Source organism: Mannheimia granulomatis, from assembly GCF_011455695.1.
Lineage (GTDB): Bacteria > Pseudomonadota > Gammaproteobacteria > Enterobacterales > Pasteurellaceae > Mannheimia > Mannheimia granulomatis_A.
Genome location: NZ_CP015030.1, coordinates 2,082,007 through 2,102,451 on the forward strand (window position 1 = coordinate 2,082,007; position 20,445 = coordinate 2,102,451).

A 20,445-nucleotide genomic window follows, 5' to 3' on the forward strand; every position below is an offset into this window, starting at 1 on the left:
TGAACAAACTCACAGTTCAAATAAATAACACTCATTTTGAAGCTATTCTGGGGATAGAAGGCTTTGTTTTATTAATTATTTAATAAGGCTTGCATGGACTGTTTTAGATTGGCTAGCATTTCATAGCGTTTACGATACATTGAACGTTTTTTGCTTGGAATTTCGTCCATTTTTTTGCTTTCTAATTCTAACGGTAACTGCCAATATTTTCCGGCTTTTCCGTTTGATTCAGCAAAAATAGCATCGTAATCAACTACGTATCGTTTGCTTTGCACGAAACGGGATTTATTCTGATATTTTTGCGGAATGCCTAACAAGCTTTCGTAGCCTAAAACTGAAGTAAGCGCTTTCATCGCCTCCACCATTAAATAAGCAGGACGTAAACCATGGCAGTTTTTGGTTAACTGTTTAACTAATTCTTTTGAACCTTCAAAGTTCGGACCTTGAATGACAGCGATTAGAAGAGCTTCCTCAAGTTTGCCGAAAGTTAATAAATAGACGAGCTCCTGAGTAGGCTTGTGGCGAAGCTCTAACGCCCAAAAGCCTTCCATTGGTTGATATTCATTGATATTTAATAACAGCTCAAAATCTGGAATTACTTCACCAAAATTCACTTTTTGTTCCCATAAAGGGGGAAGATGACTCAGTTTTTGTGGTAGAAACAGCAAATTATCGCACATTTTCTGTAAGCGTTCTGTTGAGGAAAAACGCTTATCCAAGAAGCGGTGGGCTAATGGATAGTTATAATTCGGTCTGGCATTTAGCAGAGGGATTAACTGAGGATTTTGCTCAATAAAAAGTTTGAATTTTTTGATTTTATCTCGGTGCAGCCAAGAACGTAGATTAAAGCGTAAACGCTTACCGGCATACGATTTTTTCCCTCTATTCGGGTAAATAGCATTGGCACTCGGCCATTGGTACTGATTTTTCATTTTTAAAACATTATTCAAGCGGTCTGATTTTACTCAAAAATTGCAAGCAATTTTTTCGCTCCTTTGGAGCCATTGGCAAAGCCAAGGTTCAAAAAGCGATACGTTTTGTTTCAAAATTTTGCAAGAATCAGACCGCTTGTACTACTTAAACTATAAAATAAATCGACTTAAATCTTCGTTTTCTACAACGTCGTTTAACGCTTCAGAAACATATTTTTCGTCAATAATGACTTTCTCGCCGGAACGTTCGCTGGCATCAAATGAAATGCCGTCCATTAAACGTTCAAGCACGGTGTGTAAACGTCTTGCACCGATATTTTCGGTTTTTTCGTTGACACGGAATGCCGATTCCGCAATTTTGCTGATCCCCTCTTGGGTAAATTCAATTTCCACCCCTTCGGTTTTCATTAATTCACGATATTGTAACGTAAGTGAAGCATTGGGTTCGGTTAAAATACGCTCGAAATCGTCTTTGGTGAGTGATTTCAATTCCACGCGGATCGGTAAACGACCTTGTAACTCAGGCAGTAAATCAGACGGTCTGGCTACTTGGAATGCACCGGAACAAATAAACAGAATATGGTCTGTTTTAACCATGCCATGTTTGGTGTTTACTGTTGAGCCTTCAATGATAGGTAGTAAATCACGTTGAACTCCTTCACGAGAAACATCACCACCTGAATGTTCGCTTTTTTTGCAAATCTTATCGATTTCATCAATAAAAACGATACCGTGCTGTTCAACTGCTTCAATAGCTTGTTGTTTTAGCTCTTCCGGATTGACTAATTTTGCGGCTTCTTCATCTAGCATCACTTTTAACGCATCTTTGATTTTCATTTTGCGTTTTTTGGTTTTGCTTGGCGACATTCCTTCAAACAGTGATTGTAGTTGCGAGGTCATCTCTTCCATGCCCGGTGGCGTCATAATTTCAACGCTTACTTGTGCAGCAACATCAATTTCAATCTCTTTATCGTCTAACTGCCCTTCACGCAATTTTTTGCGAAAAACTTGACGGGTTGAGGCGTTATCCGATTCTTGGACTTTACCCCACTGGTCTTTTGCCGGTGGTAACAATACATCTAAAATGCGATCTTCTGCAGCATCTTGGGCGCGCATTTTATTTTTTTCTACCGCTTGTTGGCGAACCAGCTTCATTGATACATCCGCCAAATCACGAATGATTGAATCTACCTCTTTGCCTACATAACCGACTTCGGTAAATTTAGTTGCTTCTACTTTAATGAATGGGGCATTTGCTAATTTTGCCAAACGGCGGGCGATTTCTGTTTTACCCACACCTGTTGGTCCAATCATTAGGATATTTTTAGGTGTTACTTCTTGACGTAGATCTTCCGGTAGCTGCATTCTACGCCAGCGATTTCTAAGTGCGATAGCCACTGCACGCTTAGCTTCATTTTGTCCGATAATGTGAGCATCTAATTCAGATACAATTTCACGAGGGGTCATTGACATATATTCTTTCTCATTTGAGCGTAGGTGGGACTTATCCCACCACTACGATATAAATTGGATAATTATGGTGGGGTAATCCCACTCTACTAAACTTCTTCAATCACATGATTATGATTACTGTAAATATCAATATCGCCAGCAATTTTTAAGGCCTCTGCCACGATTTCTTTAGCAGATAAATTATTCTCGGTTCGCAGTAACGCGAGAGAGGCAGCTTTAGCATAATTTCCACCTGAACCAATGGCTAACACATCTTGTTCTGGCTCAATCACATCGCCTGAGCCTGATACCAGCAAAAATTCGCTTTCATTTGCCACAATCATCATTGCTTCCAAGCGGCGTAAAGCTCGCTCAGTACGCCACTCTTTAGCAAGTTCTACTGCCGATTTAACTAAATGCCCTTGGTGCAATTCCAGCTTTTTCTCAAACAGATCACGCAAAATAAAGGCATCAGCCGTTGAGCCAGCAAAACCTGTAACCACTTTGTCTTTGTATAAGCGACGAACTTTCCGTACTGTGCCTTTTTCAATACAATTTCCGAGTGTGGCTTGACCGTCACCACCAATAGCCACTTTGCCGTCTTTACGCACGCATACAATTGTTGTCATTTTAAATCCTTCTTTTTTCAGAAAACTTTCGCTTATGTGGGGAGGTATTACCGTTTTTTCAAGCACAAGCGGTAATATTCTGGGAATTTTTTGCAAAAAAATGGTTTGAATTACTTCAAACCATTTCAAGCAACTTAATGTGCCATGCGATTTAAAATCTTTTCACCCTTAATTTGATGATAAATTGCCATGATAATGTGACCGGCGGTTAAGGCAAACAATGCCCAAGCTAATTCACCGTGTAATGAATTGCCTAGGGAGACCGTCCAATCAATTTTTTCTGTCGCTCCTTCCATTACTTTAACACCAAACACCTCCAGCGGGCCACGTGCTGCGCCGTATTGGCGAATTAAAGCAATGGTGGGTACTGTCAGCATTAAAATATAGAGCGCTAAATGGCCCAGCGTAACAAAAATATTGGCCGCGGCAGGGCGGTTTTTGCGATTGGCCATCGCCCACAAGGTGCGAACAATGATTAACACCATCAAAATGGCACCCACCGATTTATGATAAGGTAATAGTGAACGGAAAGTTTCTTCGCCTGCTAAGCCTGTATAAAGCATAAAACCAAAACAGATTGCCATTGACCAATGTAGAATACGGCTAACGGTGCCGTAAACTTGTGAATTATCTGAACGCATATTACACTCCTTAAATGAATTCTCTCGACAGTATAACGGAAAATAAAATGCGGTGTAAAAGTGTAAATTATAGCAATAACTATAATCTTATCTGCTGATTAAGTAGCATGCCTGTCGGTTTATTATTTTCCATCAACATCTCGATTTTATAGGCCAAGGTTTGTACATTTTGTGATTTTGCTGTTTCAAATAATTGAGCATATTTCGGGTCTATTTGCTTTGCCACCTCAAACCGTTCAATGCCTGTGTGTAAAATAGCGAAAAAAATGACCGCTTGTGAGCCTTGCTGTGCAATCAAAGTCAATTCTCGTAAGTGTTTTTGTCCTCGAGCTGTTTTTGCATCTGGGAACATCCCGATGCCATTTTCCGTTAAAAGCGTGGTAGATTTCACTTCTACAAAGCAATTCGGCAAAGACTCAGATTTCAACAGAAAATCAATGCGACTGTTTTCTGTGCCATATTTCTGTTCCGGCAAAATTTCTGTGTAAGTAGAAAGCTCGTTTATCCATTGATGCTCTAAGGCTTCTTGTACAAGCTGATTAGCACGCAGAGTATTTATACAAATAAAATGCCCAGCTTGGGTTTGAGTTAATTCCCAGGTGTGAGCATATTTGCGTTTGGGGTTATTAGAGGTTGAAAACCAAACGGTATCGCCCGCATTAGCACAGCCTGTCATTGCGCCTGTATTCGGGCAGTGCAGAGTAATTTGTTTTCCATCGGGTAATTGAATATCAGCCAGAAAACGTTTATAACGGCGCAGTAAAATGCCGTGAGAAAGATGTGGAAAGTTCATTATTAGAAAATCGCTCAGATTTCATAAAATTCTAACGGTAAATCATCAGGATCGCGGAAAAAAGTAAAACGCTTGCCGGTAATCTCATCAATTCTGATCCCTTCATGAGGTAAATTATGCTGTTCTAAAAAAGCAATCGCCTGTTCAATATTTTCTACTTTAAATGCCAAATGGCGAAGTCCGCATGTTTCGGGAGAGCTAAAGCGAGGCGGTGTTAGCGGAAAACTAAAAAGCTCAATTTGTGAGCCATCTTGAAAGCGTAAATCCAATTTATGACTCTTGCGTAAAGCTCGGTAGGTTTCCTCAATAATTTCCGCCCCTAAAATTTGGGTATAGAAATGTTTGGATTTTTCGTAATCAGATACGATTAAGGCAATATGGTGAAAGCCAAGAATGGGAGATTTCATTTTTTCTCAATTTGTAAAATTTTTGGTAAAACGGACCGCTTACAGTATGATTATTTCTTTTTTTGATTTCAAGATTTTTAATGACTAGCAACTTTTCACAATATCCTCTCGCTCAAGCCTCGGTTTCCGACTTTTTTGCGAAATCGGCACTGGATTGGTTTGAGCAATACGGAAGAAAACATTTGCCTTGGCAGCAGAATAAAACTTTATATAAGGTTTGGCTATCGGAAGTGATGTTGCAACAAACTCAAGTTGCAACGGTTATTCCTTATTTTGAGCGTTTTATTGAACGATTTCCGACGATAACTGACTTAGCTAATGCTTCCATTGATGAAGTATTACATTTATGGACAGGATTGGGCTATTACGCTCGAGCGAGAAATTTACATAATGCCGCTATTCAAATTAGGGATCGCTTTCAGGGCGAATTCCCCACTCGTTTTGATGATGTGCTGAGTTTGTCTGGTGTGGGCAGAAGTACTGCTGGAGCAATTTTATCCTCCGTTTTAGATGCCCCACATCCGATTTTGGATGGAAATGTAAAACGTGTGCTGAGTCGTTATTTTGCAGTGGAAGGTTGGCCGGGTGAGAAAGCGGTTGAAAATCAGCTTTGGAACTTGAGTGAACGTGTTACTCCAAGTACACAAGTGGCGGATTTTAACCAAGCAATGATGGATTTAGGCGCGATGATTTGCACTCGTACCAAACCCAAATGCTTGATTTGTCCGTTGCAAAATCAATGTAAAGCTAATGCAATGCAGGCGTGGCATGCGTTCCCTGCAAAAAAACCGAAGAAAACTTTACCTGAACGTCAAACTTATTTTCTGGTGTTAAAAGCTGGCTCAAAGGTACTTTTACAAAAAAGAGAGGCTAAGGGTATTTGGGGTGGATTGTTTGCGTTTCCACAATTTGATAGCTTGGATACGCTCAAGCAGTCAAATTTGATGAAGAATTTACAAATTTCACAGCAATTGGGTACATTTAGGCACACATTTAGCCATTTTCATCTGGATATTACTCCAATTCTGGTTGAGGTGGATTTGCAAAAAAATACTGAAATTTTACCGCTTGTTGCAAGAGAAAACGGAGGAAATTATCTCTCGGCTGTATCTTCAGCAACAGATTATTGGTATGATTTGCACCAAAATAATGAAGTAGGTTTAGCTACGCCGGTTAAGCGTATTTTGGATGAACTGGCGTTTACCGTAAAACATGATATTTAAGGATTAAATTATGGCACGAACCATATTTTGCGAGTATTTAAAACAAGATGCCGAAGGCTTAGATTTTCAACTTTATCCGGGCGATCTCGGTAAACGTATTTTTGATTCAATCAGCAAACAAGCATGGTCGGAATGGATTAAAAAGCAGACTATGTTGGTAAACGAAAAAAAATTGAATATGATGAATCCCGAACACCGAAAATTACTGGAGCAAGAAATGGTAAGTTTCTTATTTGAAGGTAAAGAAGTCGTGATTGAGGGCTATAAGCCAATTGAATAATTGAAGGTAAAATCAATGAAAAAATATGCTAAATATTTGCCGCTTTTGGCAATTATTCCCTTTCTTGCATCTTGCGGCAGTAAATCCTCTAGCGGTAAAAAACCTAAATCTACTCGTGTGGATTACTCAAAAGATACCAACGGTTTAGACATTCTAACAGGTCAATTTTCCCATAATATTGATGATATTTGGGGAAGTAATGAACTGTTGGTTGCCAGTAAAAAAGATTACGTAAAATATACCGATAAGTTCTATACCCGTAGCCATATTTCCTTTGAAGAAGGGGTTATTACAATTGAAACCTTAGGTGACCAAAATCATCTTCGTAACTCAATTGTCCATACTTTATTAATGGGTCGAGATCCTAGAGGGATAGACTTGTTTTCATCAGGAGATGTGCCAATTAGTACAAACCCTTTCTTAAAAGGGCAGGTAAGGGATCAGTTTGGCCGTGATATTACCAATATCGCCCTTGCAAATGATTTTGCTACCTATCTTATTCAAAATAAACTTCAAACTCGTCGCTTAAAGAATGGTCGAAATGCGATGTATGTAGCGATTAAAATGGTAGAAGGGCACGTTGAAGTACGTGCAAGACAATATTTACCGCTTGTTCGTAAAATGGCAAAACAGTATCACATTGAACCAAGCTTGATCTTGGGGATTATGGAGGTTGAATCAGCATTCAACCCTTATGCGGTAAGTTATGCCAATGCAATTGGCTTAATGCAGGTTGTGCCTCGTACCGCAGGCCGGGATATTTTTGCCCGTAAAGGTATGGGCGGACAGCCGAGCCGTGAATATCTGTACAATCCGTCTAACAATATTGATGCCGGTACGCTCTATTTAACCATCTTACGTGATGAATATTTAGATGGTATTATAGATCCGATTGCAAAACGTTATGCAATGATTTCTGCTTATAACAGTGGAGCGGGTGCGGTATTACGTGTATTTGATTCAGATAAGTATGCTGCGATTGACAGAATTAACGATCTCTCGGCGGATGCGGTTTATCGTATTTTAACAACCGCACATCCATCTTCTCAAGCTCGTAATTACTTACGTAAAGTAACGACGGCGAGAGAAAAGTATCGCAATATTCGATAATTTATGATTTGAGCTGTTTTTAGGCGAAACGTATAAAAAAAGCACATTCAAGCAGCGGTTTTTTCGAATTCATAAAAAAATGTTTGACGTTGCGGGCTGAAATTAGCATAATGCACCCCGCAACGACGTTGCCTCGATAGCTCAGTCGGTAGAGCAGGGGATTGAAAATCCCCGTGTCGGTGGTTCGATTCCGCCTCGAGGCACCATCAATTCCTCCTTAGTTCAGTCGGTAGAACGGTGGACTGTTAATCCATATGTCGCAGGTTCGAGTCCCGCAGGAGGAGCCATATTCAAGAAGCCCTGATGAGAAATCATCGGGGCTTTCGTTTTTTATAATTTATAAAAAATAGACAATTGCTCAATTTTTAGTATGCTGTGCTCTAAAATGTTAAATTTCCTCGAATTCTATTTGACGAAGCAAAAAAAAATCAGCATAATGCACACCACAAACGACGAGTCGCCTCGATAGCTCAGTCGGTAGAGCAGGGGATTGAAAATCCCCGTGTCGGTGGTTCGATTCCGCCTCGAGGCACCATCAATTCCTCCTTAGTTCAGTCGGTAGAACGGTGGACTGTTAATCCATATGTCGCAGGTTCGAGTCCCGCAGGAGGAGCCATATTCTGAAGCCCTGATAAGAAATTATCGGGGCTTTTGCCTTTTAGCAATCTATCCTTACTTTTTTTGTTGAATTTTGTGAACTACTTCTCATTTCTCAAATAAACTTGAAAATACTACTTCACTTTTGCCAAGAATTCGGAGTATTATGATCATAAATTACAACAAATAATAATGATTCCTCGAATATCGTCAAATTTTACGACATAGTCTAAACCCTATGTCGTTTTTTTATTTTCCTATAATCTCCCCGCTTTTTTTTGTATAATGTCTGCAATTTGACGCTTGTAAGCGGTTACTTTCTTCTAAAATTTTGCAAATTGAGAACCCAATATGTTTGAAAACCTATCCGATAGACTTTCGAAGACCCTGCGTAATATCACAGGTAAAGGTCGTTTAACTGAAGATAATATTAAAGATACTCTGCGTGAAGTGCGTATGGCATTGCTTGAGGCAGATGTTGCTTTGCCTGTAGTGCGTGATTTTATCAATAAGGTTAAAGAGCGTGCGTTGGGCGTTGAAGTCAATAAAAGTCTGACTCCGGGGCAAGAATTCTTAAAAATCGTACAAAGTGAATTAGAAAGTGCGATGGGAGAAGCCAATGAGGAGCTCAATCTTGCGGCTCAGCCACCGGCAGTCATTTTAATGGCAGGTTTGCAAGGTGCGGGTAAGACGACCTCTGTGGGTAAATTAGCTAAATTCTTAAAAGAACGCCATAAGAAAAAAGTTTTAGTGGTTTCTGCCGATGTTTATCGCCCGGCGGCGATTAAGCAGCTTCAAACTTTAGCTGAAGCGTTGAAAGTAGATTTCTTCCCAACTGAAACCAGTCAGAAGCCTGTTGCTATTGCTGAAGCTGCACTTAAGCATGCTAAGCTTAATTTTTTTGATGTGTTGATTGTCGATACCGCAGGTCGTTTGCACGTTGATGGCGAGATGATGGAGGAGATTCAACAAATCCACGCTGCCCTTAACCCGATTGAAACTTTGTTTACCGTCGATGCGATGACCGGTCAAGATGCAGCTAATACAGCGAAAGCCTTTAATGAAGCTTTGCCTCTCACCGGGGTAATTTTAACCAAAGTCGATGGCGATGCCCGTGGTGGTGCGGCACTTTCTATCCGCCAAATTACGGGTAAGCCGATCAAATTCTTAGGTGTGGGCGAGAAAACGGATGCTCTTGAGCCGTTCCACCCGGATCGTGTTGCTTCCCGCATTCTTGGTATGGGCGATGTAATGTCGTTAATTGAAGACTTACAGCGTTCTGTCGATCAAGAAAAAGCCGAGAAAATGGCGGCAAAATTCAAGAAAGGGGACGATTTTACCCTTGAAGATTTCCGCGAACAGCTGATTGAAATGAAAAAGATGGGCGGCATGATATCAATGCTAGACAAACTTCCCGGTGCGAAAAATTTGCCTGATCACGTCAAAAACCAAGTGGATGACAAAATGTTCGTTAAAATGGAAGCGATCATTAACTCCATGACCCTTAAAGAACGTGCAAACCCGGATATTATCAAAGGCTCTCGCCGTCGCCGTATTGCTCTCGGCTCAGGTACACAGGTGCAAGATGTTAACAAACTGCTTAAACAGTTTGATGAAATGCAGCGTATGATGAAAAAAATGCGTAAAGGTGGAATGGCGAAAATGATGAGAGGCATGAAAGGCTTAATGGGCGGTGGAATGGGCGGCTTAGGCGGTCTTGGCGGCTTGGGGAGTATGTTCGGCAAGCGGTAAAATTTTCACATTATTTTGCAAATAACTAAAAGGCACAAAATTCAGTTTTGTGCCTTTTTTATATTCTAGCTCCTTAAAATTTTGCTGCGGGTGAATAAATGTTGAAATTTAACCAATTTCGCCTACAATCAATTTAATTATTTTAACAATATGCAAACTATGCAAAGGAAGATTATGTCTCAACCATTAAATTTCGTTATGATTTCCCCGCATTTCCCAACCAATTTTGAAACCTTTGCCGTTCGTTTACGTGAAACAGGTTTCAATACTCTTGGAATTGCAGATACTCCTTACGAATTATTAAGCCCGACCTTACGTAACTCGCTCACTGAATATTACCGTGTAGATAATATGGAAGACTATGATCAGGTCTACCGTGCGGTCGCGTATTTTGCCCATAAATACGGCCGTATTGACCGCATTGAGTCCCATAATGAATATTGGTTGGAGTTAGATGCAAAATTGCGTACCGATTTCAATGTGTTTGGTTATAAAAATGAGGATATGCTTACTATTAAAACCAAAGCACAAATGAAAGAAGTTTTCCGCCAAACAGGTTTGAAAGTAGCAAAAGGTCGTGTATTTAATGATGATGAAGATGCACGTAAATTGGCAAAAGAATTGACGTTTCCTGTGATTATCAAGCCAAATTCCGGTGTGGGGGCGAGCGATACTTATAAAATTAAAAGCGCAGAGGAATTAGAGAGTTTCTTTGGTTATAAGAATCCGTCCGTTGAATATATTATGGAAGAATTTATTGATGGAGATATCGTCACTTTTGATGGTTTGACTGACCACGAGGGTAATATCGTTTTCTATTCCAGTCTTGAGTATTCCGAAGCGGTATTAGACACGGTTTCCAAAGATGGTGATATGTATTATTACATACCACGCCAAATTTCGGAAAAACTGGTGGAAATGGGTAAATTATGTGTGAAAGCCTTTAACGTTAAAGAGCGTTTTTTCCATTTTGAATTTTTCCGAACCAAAGGCAAAAACGCGGAACTATTACCGCTTGAAATTAATTGCCGCCCACCGGGTGGATTAACCATTGATATGTGGAACTACGCAAACGATTTTGATGTATTTAAAGAGTTCGCTAATATTGTCAAAGAAAATAAATTCTACTCAAATATTCAGCACCCTTGGAATGTGGTTTATATTTCACGTAAGGCTAACCAGAATTATGTTAATTCTATTGATGCGGTATGTGAAAAATTTGCCGACAATATCATTAGCGTTCAAACCGTCCCGGGTGTGTTCGCCAAAATTATGGGTGAACACGGTATTCTAGCCCGAACTGAAACGATGGAGCAAATGCGTGAAATTGTTCAATTCGCTCAAGTAAAACAGTAAGAGGTGAGTTATGCACTTTGAAAAAAGAAGCCATTGGAGTGGTGAATTAGGTCGTGAAATGGCATTTAATGTGTACGGTCACGCCGGTAAACCTGTGATTGTTTTCCCATCATCAGGCGGCAATGAAAATGAATATGGCAACTTCGGAATGATTGAAGCCTGCCGCTCATTTATTGAAAGAGGCTTAATCAAATTTTATACTCCGGATTCTTATGATGCGGAATCATGGTTATCCAAACACAAATCCGGACATGATATGGCGTTAGCACACAATGCTTATGATCGTTACATTATTCACGAATTAGTGCCACTTATCCGCCACGAATCACAATGGAATGGCACCATGATCGCAACTGGTTGTAGCATGGGGGCATTCCATACCGTAAACTTTGCCCTACGCCACCCGGATTTATTTGATATCGCTATCGCCCTAAGCGGTGTGTATGATGCCCGTTTTTTCACCGGTGAATTCTATGGCGATAAAGCGGTTTATTTTAACTCACCGATTGATTATATGTGGGGGCAAAATGATGATTGGTTCTTAAATCGTTACCGCCAAAACCACTATATTATTGCGGTTGGACAAGGCGCGTGGGAAGAACAACACGTGGAAGATACCCATCGTTTAGAAGACGCTTTCAAAGCAAAAGGTATTGAGGCATGGTTTGATTATTGGGGTTTTGATATTGACCATGACTGGCCAACATGGCGTAAACAAATGCCGTATTTCTTGGGGCAATTAGAAGAACAAGGGCTTCTCTAAATAGCTCAAAACACGAAAATACAAGCGGTCGTTTTTTCTGATTTTTTGCAAAATGTTCAGAAAAAACAACCGCTTGTTTATCTCTAATTTATGCAGACTGTGCCATTTTCCAAAGCCTTGCCACATTCTCTGCGGTTGAAATTAAATTTTCATGACCGAGCTTTAACGTTTCCTCAAGGCTCTGTAGTTGGCGAATAATCGGGAAGACCGCATCAATGCCGTGTTGATAAACCACCGGGTAGTCATCTCGTAGTGAACCGACAATCGCAATTATGGGCTTATCAAAGGATTTGGCTGTACGAGCTACACCAATTGGGGTTTTGCCGGCAATAGATTGTGCGTCCATTCTCCCTTCACCGGTGATCACTAAATCCGCATCACGTACTTTTTCTGTTAAGCGGGTTGCCTCAATAATAATTTCTACTCCTGAACGCAGTTGTACATTTGGTAGCAATAATAATCCGCCCCCCATTCCCCCTGCGGCACCAGCACCGGCTTTATCGGCAATTTCAATACCTAGCTGAGTTTTCACTTTCTCAGCAAAGTGAGCAAGGGCTTGATCTAAGGTTTTGACCATTTCTGATGTCGCCCCTTTTTGCGGGCCAAAGACAGCGGAAGCTCCTCGTTCGCCACAAAGTGGATTATCTACATCACAGGCGATTTCAAATTCTACCTCTTTTAAGCGAGAGTCCATTTCGCTTATATCAATCTGTGCAATTTGGCTAAGCGCAGCCCCACCTGCAGCAATGGTTTTTCCTTGACTGTCTAAAAATTTCAAGCCAAGTGCTTGTAACATTCCCACCCCGCCATCATTGGTGGCACTGCCACCAATGCCGAGCAAGATTTTCTTCACGCCTAAATCTAATGCAGCTTTGATTAACTCGCCTGTGCCGAAGCTGGTGGTGATGAGTGGATTACGCTGTTCAAACGGCACAAGGTGCAAGCCACTTGCTGCTGCCATTTCAATAAAGGCGGTTTGTTTATCGCCCGAGAGCCCGAAAGTCGCCTCCACTTGGTTTGCAAGCGGTGCTTTTACGCTGATTTTTTGCAAACTGCCTTTTGTGGCATCAATCAGCGATTGCACCGAGCCTTCGCCGCCATCTGCCATTGGCACAAGCTGATAATCCGCATTCGGGAACACACGGGCAAAGCCGATTTGGATTGCCTGAGCCACCTCCAATGCAGTCAGGCTTTCTTTGAAAGAATCGGGGGCGATAACAATTTTCATCATTTCCTCCTTACAGCAAGATTAAAGAAAGAATATACACTGTCATCATACCGACCACCCCCATGATAAAGGTTAATGTGGTTTGAGTACGATAGCCCTGTTGCGGGGTGAGTTTACTGAAATTCGTCACCACCCAATAGTAACTGTCGTTTGCGTGGGAAACACACATTGAGCCTGCTGCAATCGCCATCACGGTTAAAGCTGCCGCTAATTCGCTGGCTAAGCCTAACGCATTCATCAGTGAATCTGAGGTGTTATACATCCCCATAATTGAGGCGGTAGTAATAATTGCCACCGTTGAGCTGCCTTGTGCGGTTTTGAGAATGGCGGAAATCAAGAACGGGAAGAAAATGCCTGCCGCACTGATAATGTGAGCGTTTTGTTTGATGTAGTCCACAAAGCCTGCTTGAGTAATCACATTACCTAACACGCCACCGGCTGCGGTAATGAAGAGAATCGGACCAACCAGTTTTAAGGTATCGTTCGTTAAGTTATCAAATTTGCTCATTTTGCCGGTTGAGGCAAGCAAAATAACAGAGAAAATTACACCAATTGCTAATGCAATAATCGGATTACCTAAGAATTGTAATAATGTTCCGAAGTTACCTGTTACGCCCATAATTTTTGCAATAGAGCCAATCGCCATTAATACGATTGGCATGAAAATTGGCGCAAGGCTTAAAAAGCCGCTTGGTAACTTACCGTATTTTTTCAATAATTCTTCATAGCTTTGGCTAATCACTTGATCTGCCTCAACTTCTTCCGCTACTGTTACTCGTTTGCCGACATATTTCGCAAAGGTGTAACTTGCAATAAGCACAGGAATTGATACTACAATCCCTATTCCAATCACCAAAAGCAAATTAGAGCTTAAGCCCACAGCACCAGCCGCTGCAATTGGCCCCGGTGTGGGTGGAATAAATACGTGGGAGGCATATAGGCCGGCGCTAAGTGCTACTGCCATGCCAACCGGATTGGCTAAGATTTTTTTGCGGATTGCTTCACGAATCGGGTTTAGCACTACAAAGCCACTATCGCAGAAAACCGGAATACCGACAACCCACCCCATAATCAGCATGGCAAGCTCCGGGCGTTTTTGTCCGACCACACGCACGACCATATCGGCAAGCTTCAACGCTGCACCGGTTTTTTCCAGTACGGTGCCGATAATTGCCCCGAAAATAATCACAATACCAATACTTTTGAAAGTACCACTAAAACCTTCACCGATAATTGCCGGAATTTTTGCCAATGGCAAACCTGCCACTAGGGCTAAACCCAGCGAAATCGACATTAAAGCTAAAAATGGATGGACTTTAAGTTTGGCAATCATATAAATCATAATGATGATTGCCACCAAAAAGGTCAAAATGAGAGTCATACCTGTCATAACAAGCTCCTTATTTACCAAATAATTGCCCTATTATTAGGTATTTTTTCTGAAAAAGCTTTGTCTGAATTTGCAAAAAATTTGTTAAAAATGACCGCTTGTTTTGTAGTTTTCTACAATTTATTTGCTAGAACGGCTCCTAAATAAAGGATAAATTTTTGCTCTATATTATTGAAAGATAAGCCTGTTATTTGCTCAATCTTCTCTAAACGGTAACGCAAGGTATTTGGGTGAATAAACAATTTCTGTGCTGCGTGATTCAGATCACAATTTGAGAAAAAATATTGCCGTAATGTTTTCAGCAACATCTGTTTTTTATCGGAATTGAGTAACGACTGGAAAGGGACAAGCAGCGTTTTTCCTTCTTTTGAACAGCTGAAATTGTACATTAACGCCGGTAGTTTAAAATCATCAAAATAGATCGTTTGCCGACGTAGTTGCATTTGTTCGGCATAATTTAGAGTGTGGCGGGCAGTTTGGTAAGACATGGTAGTTTGAGAAAGATTATCTACCGACAACCCTACCACAATTTTAAAGGAAATATTCCACTCAGAAAGCTTGGTCAAGACATAATGGATCAACGATTTATCGGCGGCTAAATTATTAATTAACGCGATTTTATCCAAGCTCACCACTGCGGTGAGTAAATGCGGGAAATGGTGTTCCAAATAATCAATTAAGCCTTGTAATTTGTCTGCGGTAGGTTCGTTCATTTTAATTAAAGTGACCGACAGCGGTTTTGCAAAATCTTGCCCGAAAAAGACCGCTTGCTCACGAATTTTCTCTTGACTTAACGTACCTTTGAGCAGAGCTCGGGCAAACTCTTCCCGATAACGGCGTTGCCAACGTTCTTGCTCTAACTCAAATGCTTGCTGCATAATAAGCTCTGCCGCCATTTTCACTAACTGGGCGTACTGCCGCACTTCATTTGGCTCACCTGAAATCCCCACTACACCGACATTTGAGCCAAGGTAATTCAACGGTAGGTTAATCCCTGCCTTCGCCTCATAATGCCACTGTTTTGCAAGATTTTCGTCAATTTCGACCGCTTGACTGTTACGTAACGCAATGATTGCCCCAGTATGGAGCTGACCTATACGGCTTTGGTCTCCGGAGGCAATAATAACCCCGTTTTCATCCATTACATTTACGGAGTTTGGGATAATCTGCATAGTACGTTGGACGATACGATCGGCAATTGCTCGGTTAAGTTTCATAAATTTACCTGCAAAATGAGATAAAGAAATGCATAGGCATATAAGGTATTACCTATGATTGTAATAAAACGTAAATATACTGGTCCAGCCACTTGATTAAGTTAAGTTGTTCAATTAAAATCCACGCCTTTTTCAAACCATACCATACTAAAATGAACAGACTAACAAAAAAATTTAATCTTTCTTATATTGCCTCTGCTGTGGCAATAACCTTTGTCTTACCTGCTTATGCTTCTGTAGTGCGTAACGATGTGGATTATCAATACTTCCGTGATTTTGCTGAAAATAAAGGCAGATTTACTGTAGGTGCCAGCAATGTTGATATTAAAGATCTTCAAGGCAACCACGTTGGGACAATGTTACCCAACATTCCTATGCTTGATTTAAGTGCTGGTATTCGAAATGCCGGTTATTCCACCTTAATTGCCCCGCAATACTTAGTGAGTGTGGCTCACAACACACCTCACGTATATCGCAGTATTGAATTTGGTGCACCGGGCAATAACCGTGATGCAAACCATTACGCTTATAAAATTGTAGATAGAAACGACCACGAAAAAGTAGAGGGTGGGGCAAACTGGGATTACCATACTCCTCGATTGAATAAATTAGTGACCGAAGTTGCACCGGCAAAAGTCAGTGATCTCGGCAATAGCAGTACGGTTTATTTGGATAATACACGCTTTACGATGTTTGCACGTGCCGGTTCAGGTCGTCAAAATATTCGTGATACTAACAATAAAAATACCCAACTTGCCGGTGCTTATAATTATTTAATCGGTGGTACACCACTAGCTGCAATGGAAGATCGTAAAGACAAGCCTTGGCTTGATTTCACAGGTAGTGTTTATGACAATAAATATGGTCCGTTAGTCACTTACTCTACTCCGGGCGATAGTGGCTCGGCAATTTACGGTTATGATAGCCAAGAAAAACGCTGGGTGGTGGTTGCGGTAACCAACTCTTACAGCGGAATGGAAGGTAAATTCAACCGTACAAGTACCATTCGTACAGACTACCACGAGCGTAAATTTGCTGAAGATATTGCAGGGCAACTGAATAATCAGCAAGAAGGCGCAATATTTGAGTGGCTGGCAAACGGTAAAAGCAGTCGTATTTACTCACAAAATGGAAGTCAGCATTTAGCGGTATCTCTGGCTGATCGCACCATTAGAGATAACAAAGCTTATCCGAAAGGCAGTGCCGATGTGATTGAAGTGGAACTACCGCAAGAGCAAAACGGTAAAACGTTAAACTTTAGCGGCAAAGATGCCACTATTGTCTTGCAAAGCAATATCGATCAAGGTGCAGGCGCATTGAACTTTGATGCAAATGTGACTGTTCGCCCAGGAAATGATCAAACCTGGCTAGGCGCAGGTATTACGGTAGCACCTAATAAACGAGTGACTTGGCAGGTAAAAAACCCGCAAGGCGATCGCCTATCTAAATTAGGCGAGGGTACGCTGTATGTAAACGGTCGTGGTGAAAATCGTGGTGATATTAGCGTAGGCGACGGTACGGTTGTACTGGACCAACAAGCTCATAATGGCAAAAAACAAGCTTTTAATAAAGTAGGGATTGTGAGTGGTCGTCCGACTGTTGTGTTAAATAGTGCGGATCAAGTGAACCCGAACAAAATTTATTTTGGTTTCCGTGGTGGACGCTTAGATCTTAATGGCAATAGCTTAACGTTCAATCGTCTGCAAAATACCGATGAAGGAGCGAGAATTGTTAATAATGCAAATAATGCAGCAACATTAACGATTACTCCGAATAAATTCACTGAGGAAGATATCCAATGGGGTGAATGGAAAAAAGAAGGTAGCGATATCTATGAATATATCAATACTCACAAAAATAATCGTACCGACTATTTCCGTTTAACAGGAAAAGCAACTGCTTATTTCCCAAGTAATGCAAGTAGCAGTGCAGATTGGGAGTTTTTATCACACAATAAAGCTGATGCAGTAAGACAAGTGTTAGCGGAGAAAAATAGTCGCCCTATCCATCGTACTTTTAACGGTTTTATTGGTGAAATAGACAGCAGTAAAAATAATGGACAGCTCAATGTTGTTTACGATCCACAAGCATCTCGCCCGTTAGCGACAGCTTCATCGGTCACTTGGGGTAAAGGCTTGGTGGCAGGTGCAGATATTTACCAATTTACCCATAAGCAAGACGGTATTCGCGACTACTTTGCCTTAAAAGGCGATCCGAAAAAAGCGGTGCCAACAAACCGTCAAAGTAATGATGATTGGGAATATTTGTCAAGCAATAGACAAGAAGCGATTAATAAAATCGTTGCACGTAAAAATGCACTGTTAGAGCAAGAAAAACTTAACAACTTCTATGTGGTTTCAGGCGGGTTAAACTTAAACGGCAATTTAACCCTAAAAGGTGGGAAATTCTTACTCTCCGGTCGCCCAACGCCACATGCTTATGATGTAAACAACAAGCAAGATGTGGTCTATGAAGATGACTGGCAAAACCGCCAATTCAGTGCAAACCAAATTGTAGCGAACGGTTGGTCACAACTTTATGTTGGACGTAATGTATCAAGCGTAACAGCAAACTTAAATGCAACCGATAATGCTCAGCTTAATCTTGGCTTTATTAACGGCCAAAGCCCAAGTTGCTATTATTCTGAGTACAGTGGCGTGACAAATTGCACACAACAAGCGGTGATTTCTGAGCAAAATTTTGCAAACTTGCCAACGACACAAATTATCGGCAACACGGTATTGCGTAACAACAGTCAGTTAAATTTAGGTAAAGCGCACCTACAAGGAACCGTTCAAGCAGATAACGGCACGCAAATGACGTTATCAAATGCGGCAAGCTGGACAAATAACGGTAACAGTACAGTGGGTAATTTACGTGTTGAACAGGGTTCAAGCATCACGTTAAACGAACAATTTGCGAATGGCGTGCCGGCACGTTTTAACAAATTGATCGTTAATGGTAACTTAACCGGTACAGGTAAAATCAACTATGTGACTGATATGGCGGCAGAGCAAGGCGATCACGTGTTAGTAAACGGTGTGGCTGAAGGGCAATTCACCCTTGCATTACGCAACTCAGGCAATGAAGCGGCTTCAGTTAGCCCGTTGAGTTTATTAACCTTAGCGAATGCGGCACAAAATCAGCATAATGTGAATGTGACATTAGAGAACGGCTATGTGGATTTAGGGGCATACCGCTATATTTTAGCAAACCGCAACTACGACTACCGTTTGTACAACCCGCTAAAAGATGCACAAAACCGCAATACCAGCATTGCAGCGGCGACAAGTCAGCTTGAGACAGCAATTCGTACAGCGGAACAACAGCGTCAAGAAGCTGCACGTTTAGCGACTGAAATCACTAAACAACGCCAAGCTGAACAGTCAGCAAAACAAGCAGCTAGCACAGCACAAACGAAGTTGAAAGAAGCGAATGCTGAACTCACTCAGTTACAACAATACGCTAATTATTATGCATATTACTATCCGTCTTATGCGCGTCAGCTTCAAGGTCAGATTAGCACGGCAAAACAAAAAGTAGCGCAAGCTACTGCTGCATTGAATAGTGCTAACGGTAGTGCAAAATCTGCAGCAGAACGCTTAAAACAAGCTGAACAAGCGGTCGCTTCTGCACAAAATGTTGCAAATCGTACTGAAGAAAGTTTAAGTGGTTTACGTGCCAATGTTGAAAGTGCAAAAGCCGGCTTAAAAGGTGAAATGTTACAACTTTGCCAAGAAAACGGTGCAGCCTGTGACTTAATCCAAATTGCAGATAATGTAGCGGGCACGGCAATTAATCAAGGTGACTGGGTAAGCCAATATGCGAATACGGCATTATCTGAGTTATCAGCTCAAGCAAATAGTGCGTTACAAATCGGTAACGGTTTGGATCGCCAACTATTTACCCATAACGATAAATTACACGTTTGGAGTAGCTTAGAGCACCAAAAAACCGAGCATAAATCGAACTTATACCGTCCGTATGAGCAACAAACCAACTTAACCCAAGTTGGCGTAGAAATGCCATTGGCAAATGGTTTCACTGCAGGTGCGGTATTGTCGAAAAACCACGCAAACGCAGAGTTTGATGAAGGAGTAAGCGGCAAATCTAACTTACTGATGGCAACCTTATACGGTAAATGGCAGTCAGAGAAGGGAACATTTGTGAGCCTTGATGGCAGCTATGGTAAAGCGAAAAACCGTATTGATTTATTTGGTGAAAACCGCTTTAACCGCCATATTAGCGCCGTTGGTGCAAATATTGGTCATGAATTTGACCTTGCCGGTGTGAAATTACAACCGTCTGTTGGTGCACGCTACTATCGTTTAAGTGGCAAGCAATACAACCTAGGTGAAGTGGAAGTGAACAGCCCAACGGCAAACTTTATGACTTACCAAGCAGGCGTTAAAGTGAGCAAAGCATTTGCCCTTGCAGACTGGAGTGTTGAGCCAAGCTTAGCGGCACACTATGTTGATGCAAACAGCAAGCACTTAAATGTTGCAGTAAACGGCAATAATTTTGAGCAACGTTTTGGTCGCTATGTGAAAACTGAAGCCGGTGTTGCATTTGCACGTAACCAATGGCAAGTGGCAGTTAATGCAGGTTTCCTAAAAGGTAACGAAATTCAGAAACAACGCTTTGCAGGCGTGAAAATCGGTTATCAATGGTAATG

16 protein-coding genes and 4 tRNA genes are annotated in these 20,445 nt (G+C 41.3%); 11 read left to right on the top strand and 9 right to left on the bottom strand.

Going from position 1 to position 20,445, the window contains the following annotated elements; all coding sequences use genetic code 11:
• Positions 1–71: 71 nt before the first annotated feature.
• The 6 genes from A4G16_RS10060 to A4G16_RS10085 all read right to left on the bottom strand — a co-directional run bounded on the left by A4G16_RS10060 (position 72) and on the right by A4G16_RS10085 (position 4,854).
• Positions 72–932, bottom strand: a complete 861-nt coding sequence (locus tag A4G16_RS10060) for a VirK/YbjX family protein (RefSeq protein WP_165889726.1) — start codon at positions 930–932, stop codon at positions 72–74.
• A gap of 150 nt (positions 933–1,082) precedes the next feature.
• Positions 1,083–2,405: an HslU--HslV peptidase ATPase subunit gene (gene hslU, locus A4G16_RS10065; protein ID WP_042801915.1), complete on the bottom strand. Its 1,323-nt coding sequence runs from the start codon at positions 2,403–2,405 to the stop codon at positions 1,083–1,085.
• An 86-nt stretch (positions 2,406–2,491) separates the two neighbouring features.
• A complete protein-coding gene (hslV, locus tag A4G16_RS10070) occupies positions 2,492–3,013 on the bottom strand; it encodes an ATP-dependent protease subunit HslV (RefSeq protein WP_027073457.1) in 522 nt (173 codons plus the stop codon).
• A 134-nt stretch (positions 3,014–3,147) separates the two neighbouring features.
• The gene (locus A4G16_RS10075; protein ID WP_165889727.1) at positions 3,148–3,654 is read right to left on the bottom strand and encodes a cytochrome b; all 507 of its coding nucleotides are present in this window, start codon (positions 3,652–3,654) and stop codon (positions 3,148–3,150) included.
• Positions 3,655–3,733: 79 nt separating this feature from the next.
• A complete protein-coding gene (gene sfsA, locus A4G16_RS10080) occupies positions 3,734–4,447 on the bottom strand; it encodes a DNA/RNA nuclease SfsA (protein ID WP_165889728.1) in 714 nt (237 codons plus the stop codon).
• A 14-nt stretch (positions 4,448–4,461) separates the two neighbouring features.
• Entirely contained in the window at positions 4,462–4,854 is a 393-nt protein-coding gene (locus A4G16_RS10085; protein ID WP_165889729.1) for a VOC family protein, read from the bottom strand.
• 80 nt (positions 4,855–4,934) lie between these two features.
• Here A4G16_RS10085 and mutY point away from each other — a divergent pair, with 80 nt between their 5' ends.
• The 10 genes from mutY (at position 4,935) to A4G16_RS10135 (ending at position 11,935) form a co-directional block, all read left to right on the top strand.
• Entirely contained in the window at positions 4,935–6,077 is a 1,143-nt protein-coding gene (gene mutY / locus A4G16_RS10090) for an A/G-specific adenine glycosylase (protein WP_165889730.1), read from the top strand.
• Positions 6,078–6,087: 10 nt separating this feature from the next.
• On the top strand, positions 6,088–6,357 hold the full coding sequence (locus A4G16_RS10095) for an oxidative damage protection protein (RefSeq protein WP_027073451.1): 270 nt from the start codon (positions 6,088–6,090) through the stop codon (positions 6,355–6,357).
• 15 nt (positions 6,358–6,372) lie between these two features.
• The gene (mltC, locus tag A4G16_RS10100; RefSeq protein ID WP_165889731.1) at positions 6,373–7,467 is read left to right on the top strand and encodes a membrane-bound lytic murein transglycosylase MltC; all 1,095 of its coding nucleotides are present in this window, start codon (positions 6,373–6,375) and stop codon (positions 7,465–7,467) included.
• 130 nt (positions 7,468–7,597) lie between these two features.
• Positions 7,598–7,673, top strand: a tRNA-Phe gene (locus A4G16_RS10105).
• Positions 7,674–7,678: 5 nt separating this feature from the next.
• Positions 7,679–7,754: transfer RNA gene (locus tag A4G16_RS10110), tRNA-Asn, on the top strand.
• 172 nt (positions 7,755–7,926) lie between these two features.
• Positions 7,927–8,002, top strand: a tRNA-Phe gene (locus A4G16_RS10115).
• A gap of 5 nt (positions 8,003–8,007) precedes the next feature.
• Positions 8,008–8,083, top strand: a tRNA-Asn gene (locus tag A4G16_RS10120).
• 332 nt (positions 8,084–8,415) lie between these two features.
• On the top strand, positions 8,416–9,816 hold the full coding sequence (gene ffh / locus A4G16_RS10125) for a signal recognition particle protein (protein ID WP_165889732.1): 1,401 nt from the start codon (positions 8,416–8,418) through the stop codon (positions 9,814–9,816).
• A 174-nt stretch (positions 9,817–9,990) separates the two neighbouring features.
• Positions 9,991–11,172 carry an ATP-grasp domain-containing protein gene (locus A4G16_RS10130; protein WP_165889733.1) on the top strand — a complete coding sequence of 394 codons (1,182 nt, stop codon included), beginning with the start codon at positions 9,991–9,993 and terminating at the stop codon, positions 11,170–11,172.
• A 10-nt stretch (positions 11,173–11,182) separates the two neighbouring features.
• Positions 11,183–11,935, top strand: coding sequence for an esterase family protein (locus A4G16_RS10135; protein ID WP_165889734.1), 753 nt, complete (start codon positions 11,183–11,185; stop codon positions 11,933–11,935).
• An 88-nt stretch (positions 11,936–12,023) separates the two neighbouring features.
• On the opposite strand, the gene A4G16_RS10140 is transcribed toward A4G16_RS10135, so the two are convergent.
• The 3 genes from A4G16_RS10140 to A4G16_RS10150 form a co-directional block, all read right to left on the bottom strand.
• Complete coding sequence (locus A4G16_RS10140; RefSeq protein WP_165889938.1) at positions 12,024–13,163, bottom strand: glycerate kinase; 1,140 nt, start codon at positions 13,161–13,163, stop codon at positions 12,024–12,026.
• A 10-nt stretch (positions 13,164–13,173) separates the two neighbouring features.
• Positions 13,174–14,553 carry a GntP family permease gene (locus A4G16_RS10145; protein WP_165889735.1) on the bottom strand — a complete coding sequence of 460 codons (1,380 nt, stop codon included), beginning with the start codon at positions 14,551–14,553 and terminating at the stop codon, positions 13,174–13,176.
• A 113-nt stretch (positions 14,554–14,666) separates the two neighbouring features.
• Positions 14,667–15,770: a CdaR family transcriptional regulator gene (locus tag A4G16_RS10150; protein WP_165889736.1), complete on the bottom strand. Its 1,104-nt coding sequence runs from the start codon at positions 15,768–15,770 to the stop codon at positions 14,667–14,669.
• A gap of 152 nt (positions 15,771–15,922) precedes the next feature.
• On the opposite strand from A4G16_RS10150, the gene A4G16_RS10155 reads away from it, so the two are divergent.
• Positions 15,923–20,443, top strand: a complete 4,521-nt coding sequence (locus A4G16_RS10155; protein ID WP_165889737.1) for a S6 family peptidase — start codon at positions 15,923–15,925, stop codon at positions 20,441–20,443.
• The last annotated feature ends 2 nt before the right edge of the window (positions 20,444–20,445 follow it).

Coding starts and splice junctions, on each gene's coding strand:
- A4G16_RS10060 (WP_165889726.1), bottom strand. CDS start 932: ATGAAAAATCAGTACCAATGGCCGAGTGCCAATGCTATTTACCCGAAT.
- hslU (WP_042801915.1), bottom strand. CDS start 2,405: ATGTCAATGACCCCTCGTGAAATTGTATCTGAATTAGATGCTCACATT.
- hslV (WP_027073457.1), bottom strand. CDS start 3,013: ATGACAACAATTGTATGCGTGCGTAAAGACGGCAAAGTGGCTATTGGT.
- A4G16_RS10075 (WP_165889727.1), bottom strand. CDS start 3,654: ATGCGTTCAGATAATTCACAAGTTTACGGCACCGTTAGCCGTATTCTA.
- sfsA (WP_165889728.1), bottom strand. CDS start 4,447: ATGAACTTTCCACATCTTTCTCACGGCATTTTACTGCGCCGTTATAAA.
- A4G16_RS10085 (WP_165889729.1), bottom strand. CDS start 4,854: ATGAAATCTCCCATTCTTGGCTTTCACCATATTGCCTTAATCGTATCT.
- mutY (WP_165889730.1), top strand. CDS start 4,935: ATGACTAGCAACTTTTCACAATATCCTCTCGCTCAAGCCTCGGTTTCC.
- A4G16_RS10095 (WP_027073451.1), top strand. CDS start 6,088: ATGGCACGAACCATATTTTGCGAGTATTTAAAACAAGATGCCGAAGGC.
- mltC (WP_165889731.1), top strand. CDS start 6,373: ATGAAAAAATATGCTAAATATTTGCCGCTTTTGGCAATTATTCCCTTT.
- ffh (WP_165889732.1), top strand. CDS start 8,416: ATGTTTGAAAACCTATCCGATAGACTTTCGAAGACCCTGCGTAATATC.
- A4G16_RS10130 (WP_165889733.1), top strand. CDS start 9,991: ATGTCTCAACCATTAAATTTCGTTATGATTTCCCCGCATTTCCCAACC.
- A4G16_RS10135 (WP_165889734.1), top strand. CDS start 11,183: ATGCACTTTGAAAAAAGAAGCCATTGGAGTGGTGAATTAGGTCGTGAA.
- A4G16_RS10140 (WP_165889938.1), bottom strand. CDS start 13,163: ATGAAAATTGTTATCGCCCCCGATTCTTTCAAAGAAAGCCTGACTGCA.
- A4G16_RS10145 (WP_165889735.1), bottom strand. CDS start 14,553: ATGACAGGTATGACTCTCATTTTGACCTTTTTGGTGGCAATCATCATT.
- A4G16_RS10150 (WP_165889736.1), bottom strand. CDS start 15,770: ATGAAACTTAACCGAGCAATTGCCGATCGTATCGTCCAACGTACTATG.
- A4G16_RS10155 (WP_165889737.1), top strand. CDS start 15,923: ATGAACAGACTAACAAAAAAATTTAATCTTTCTTATATTGCCTCTGCT.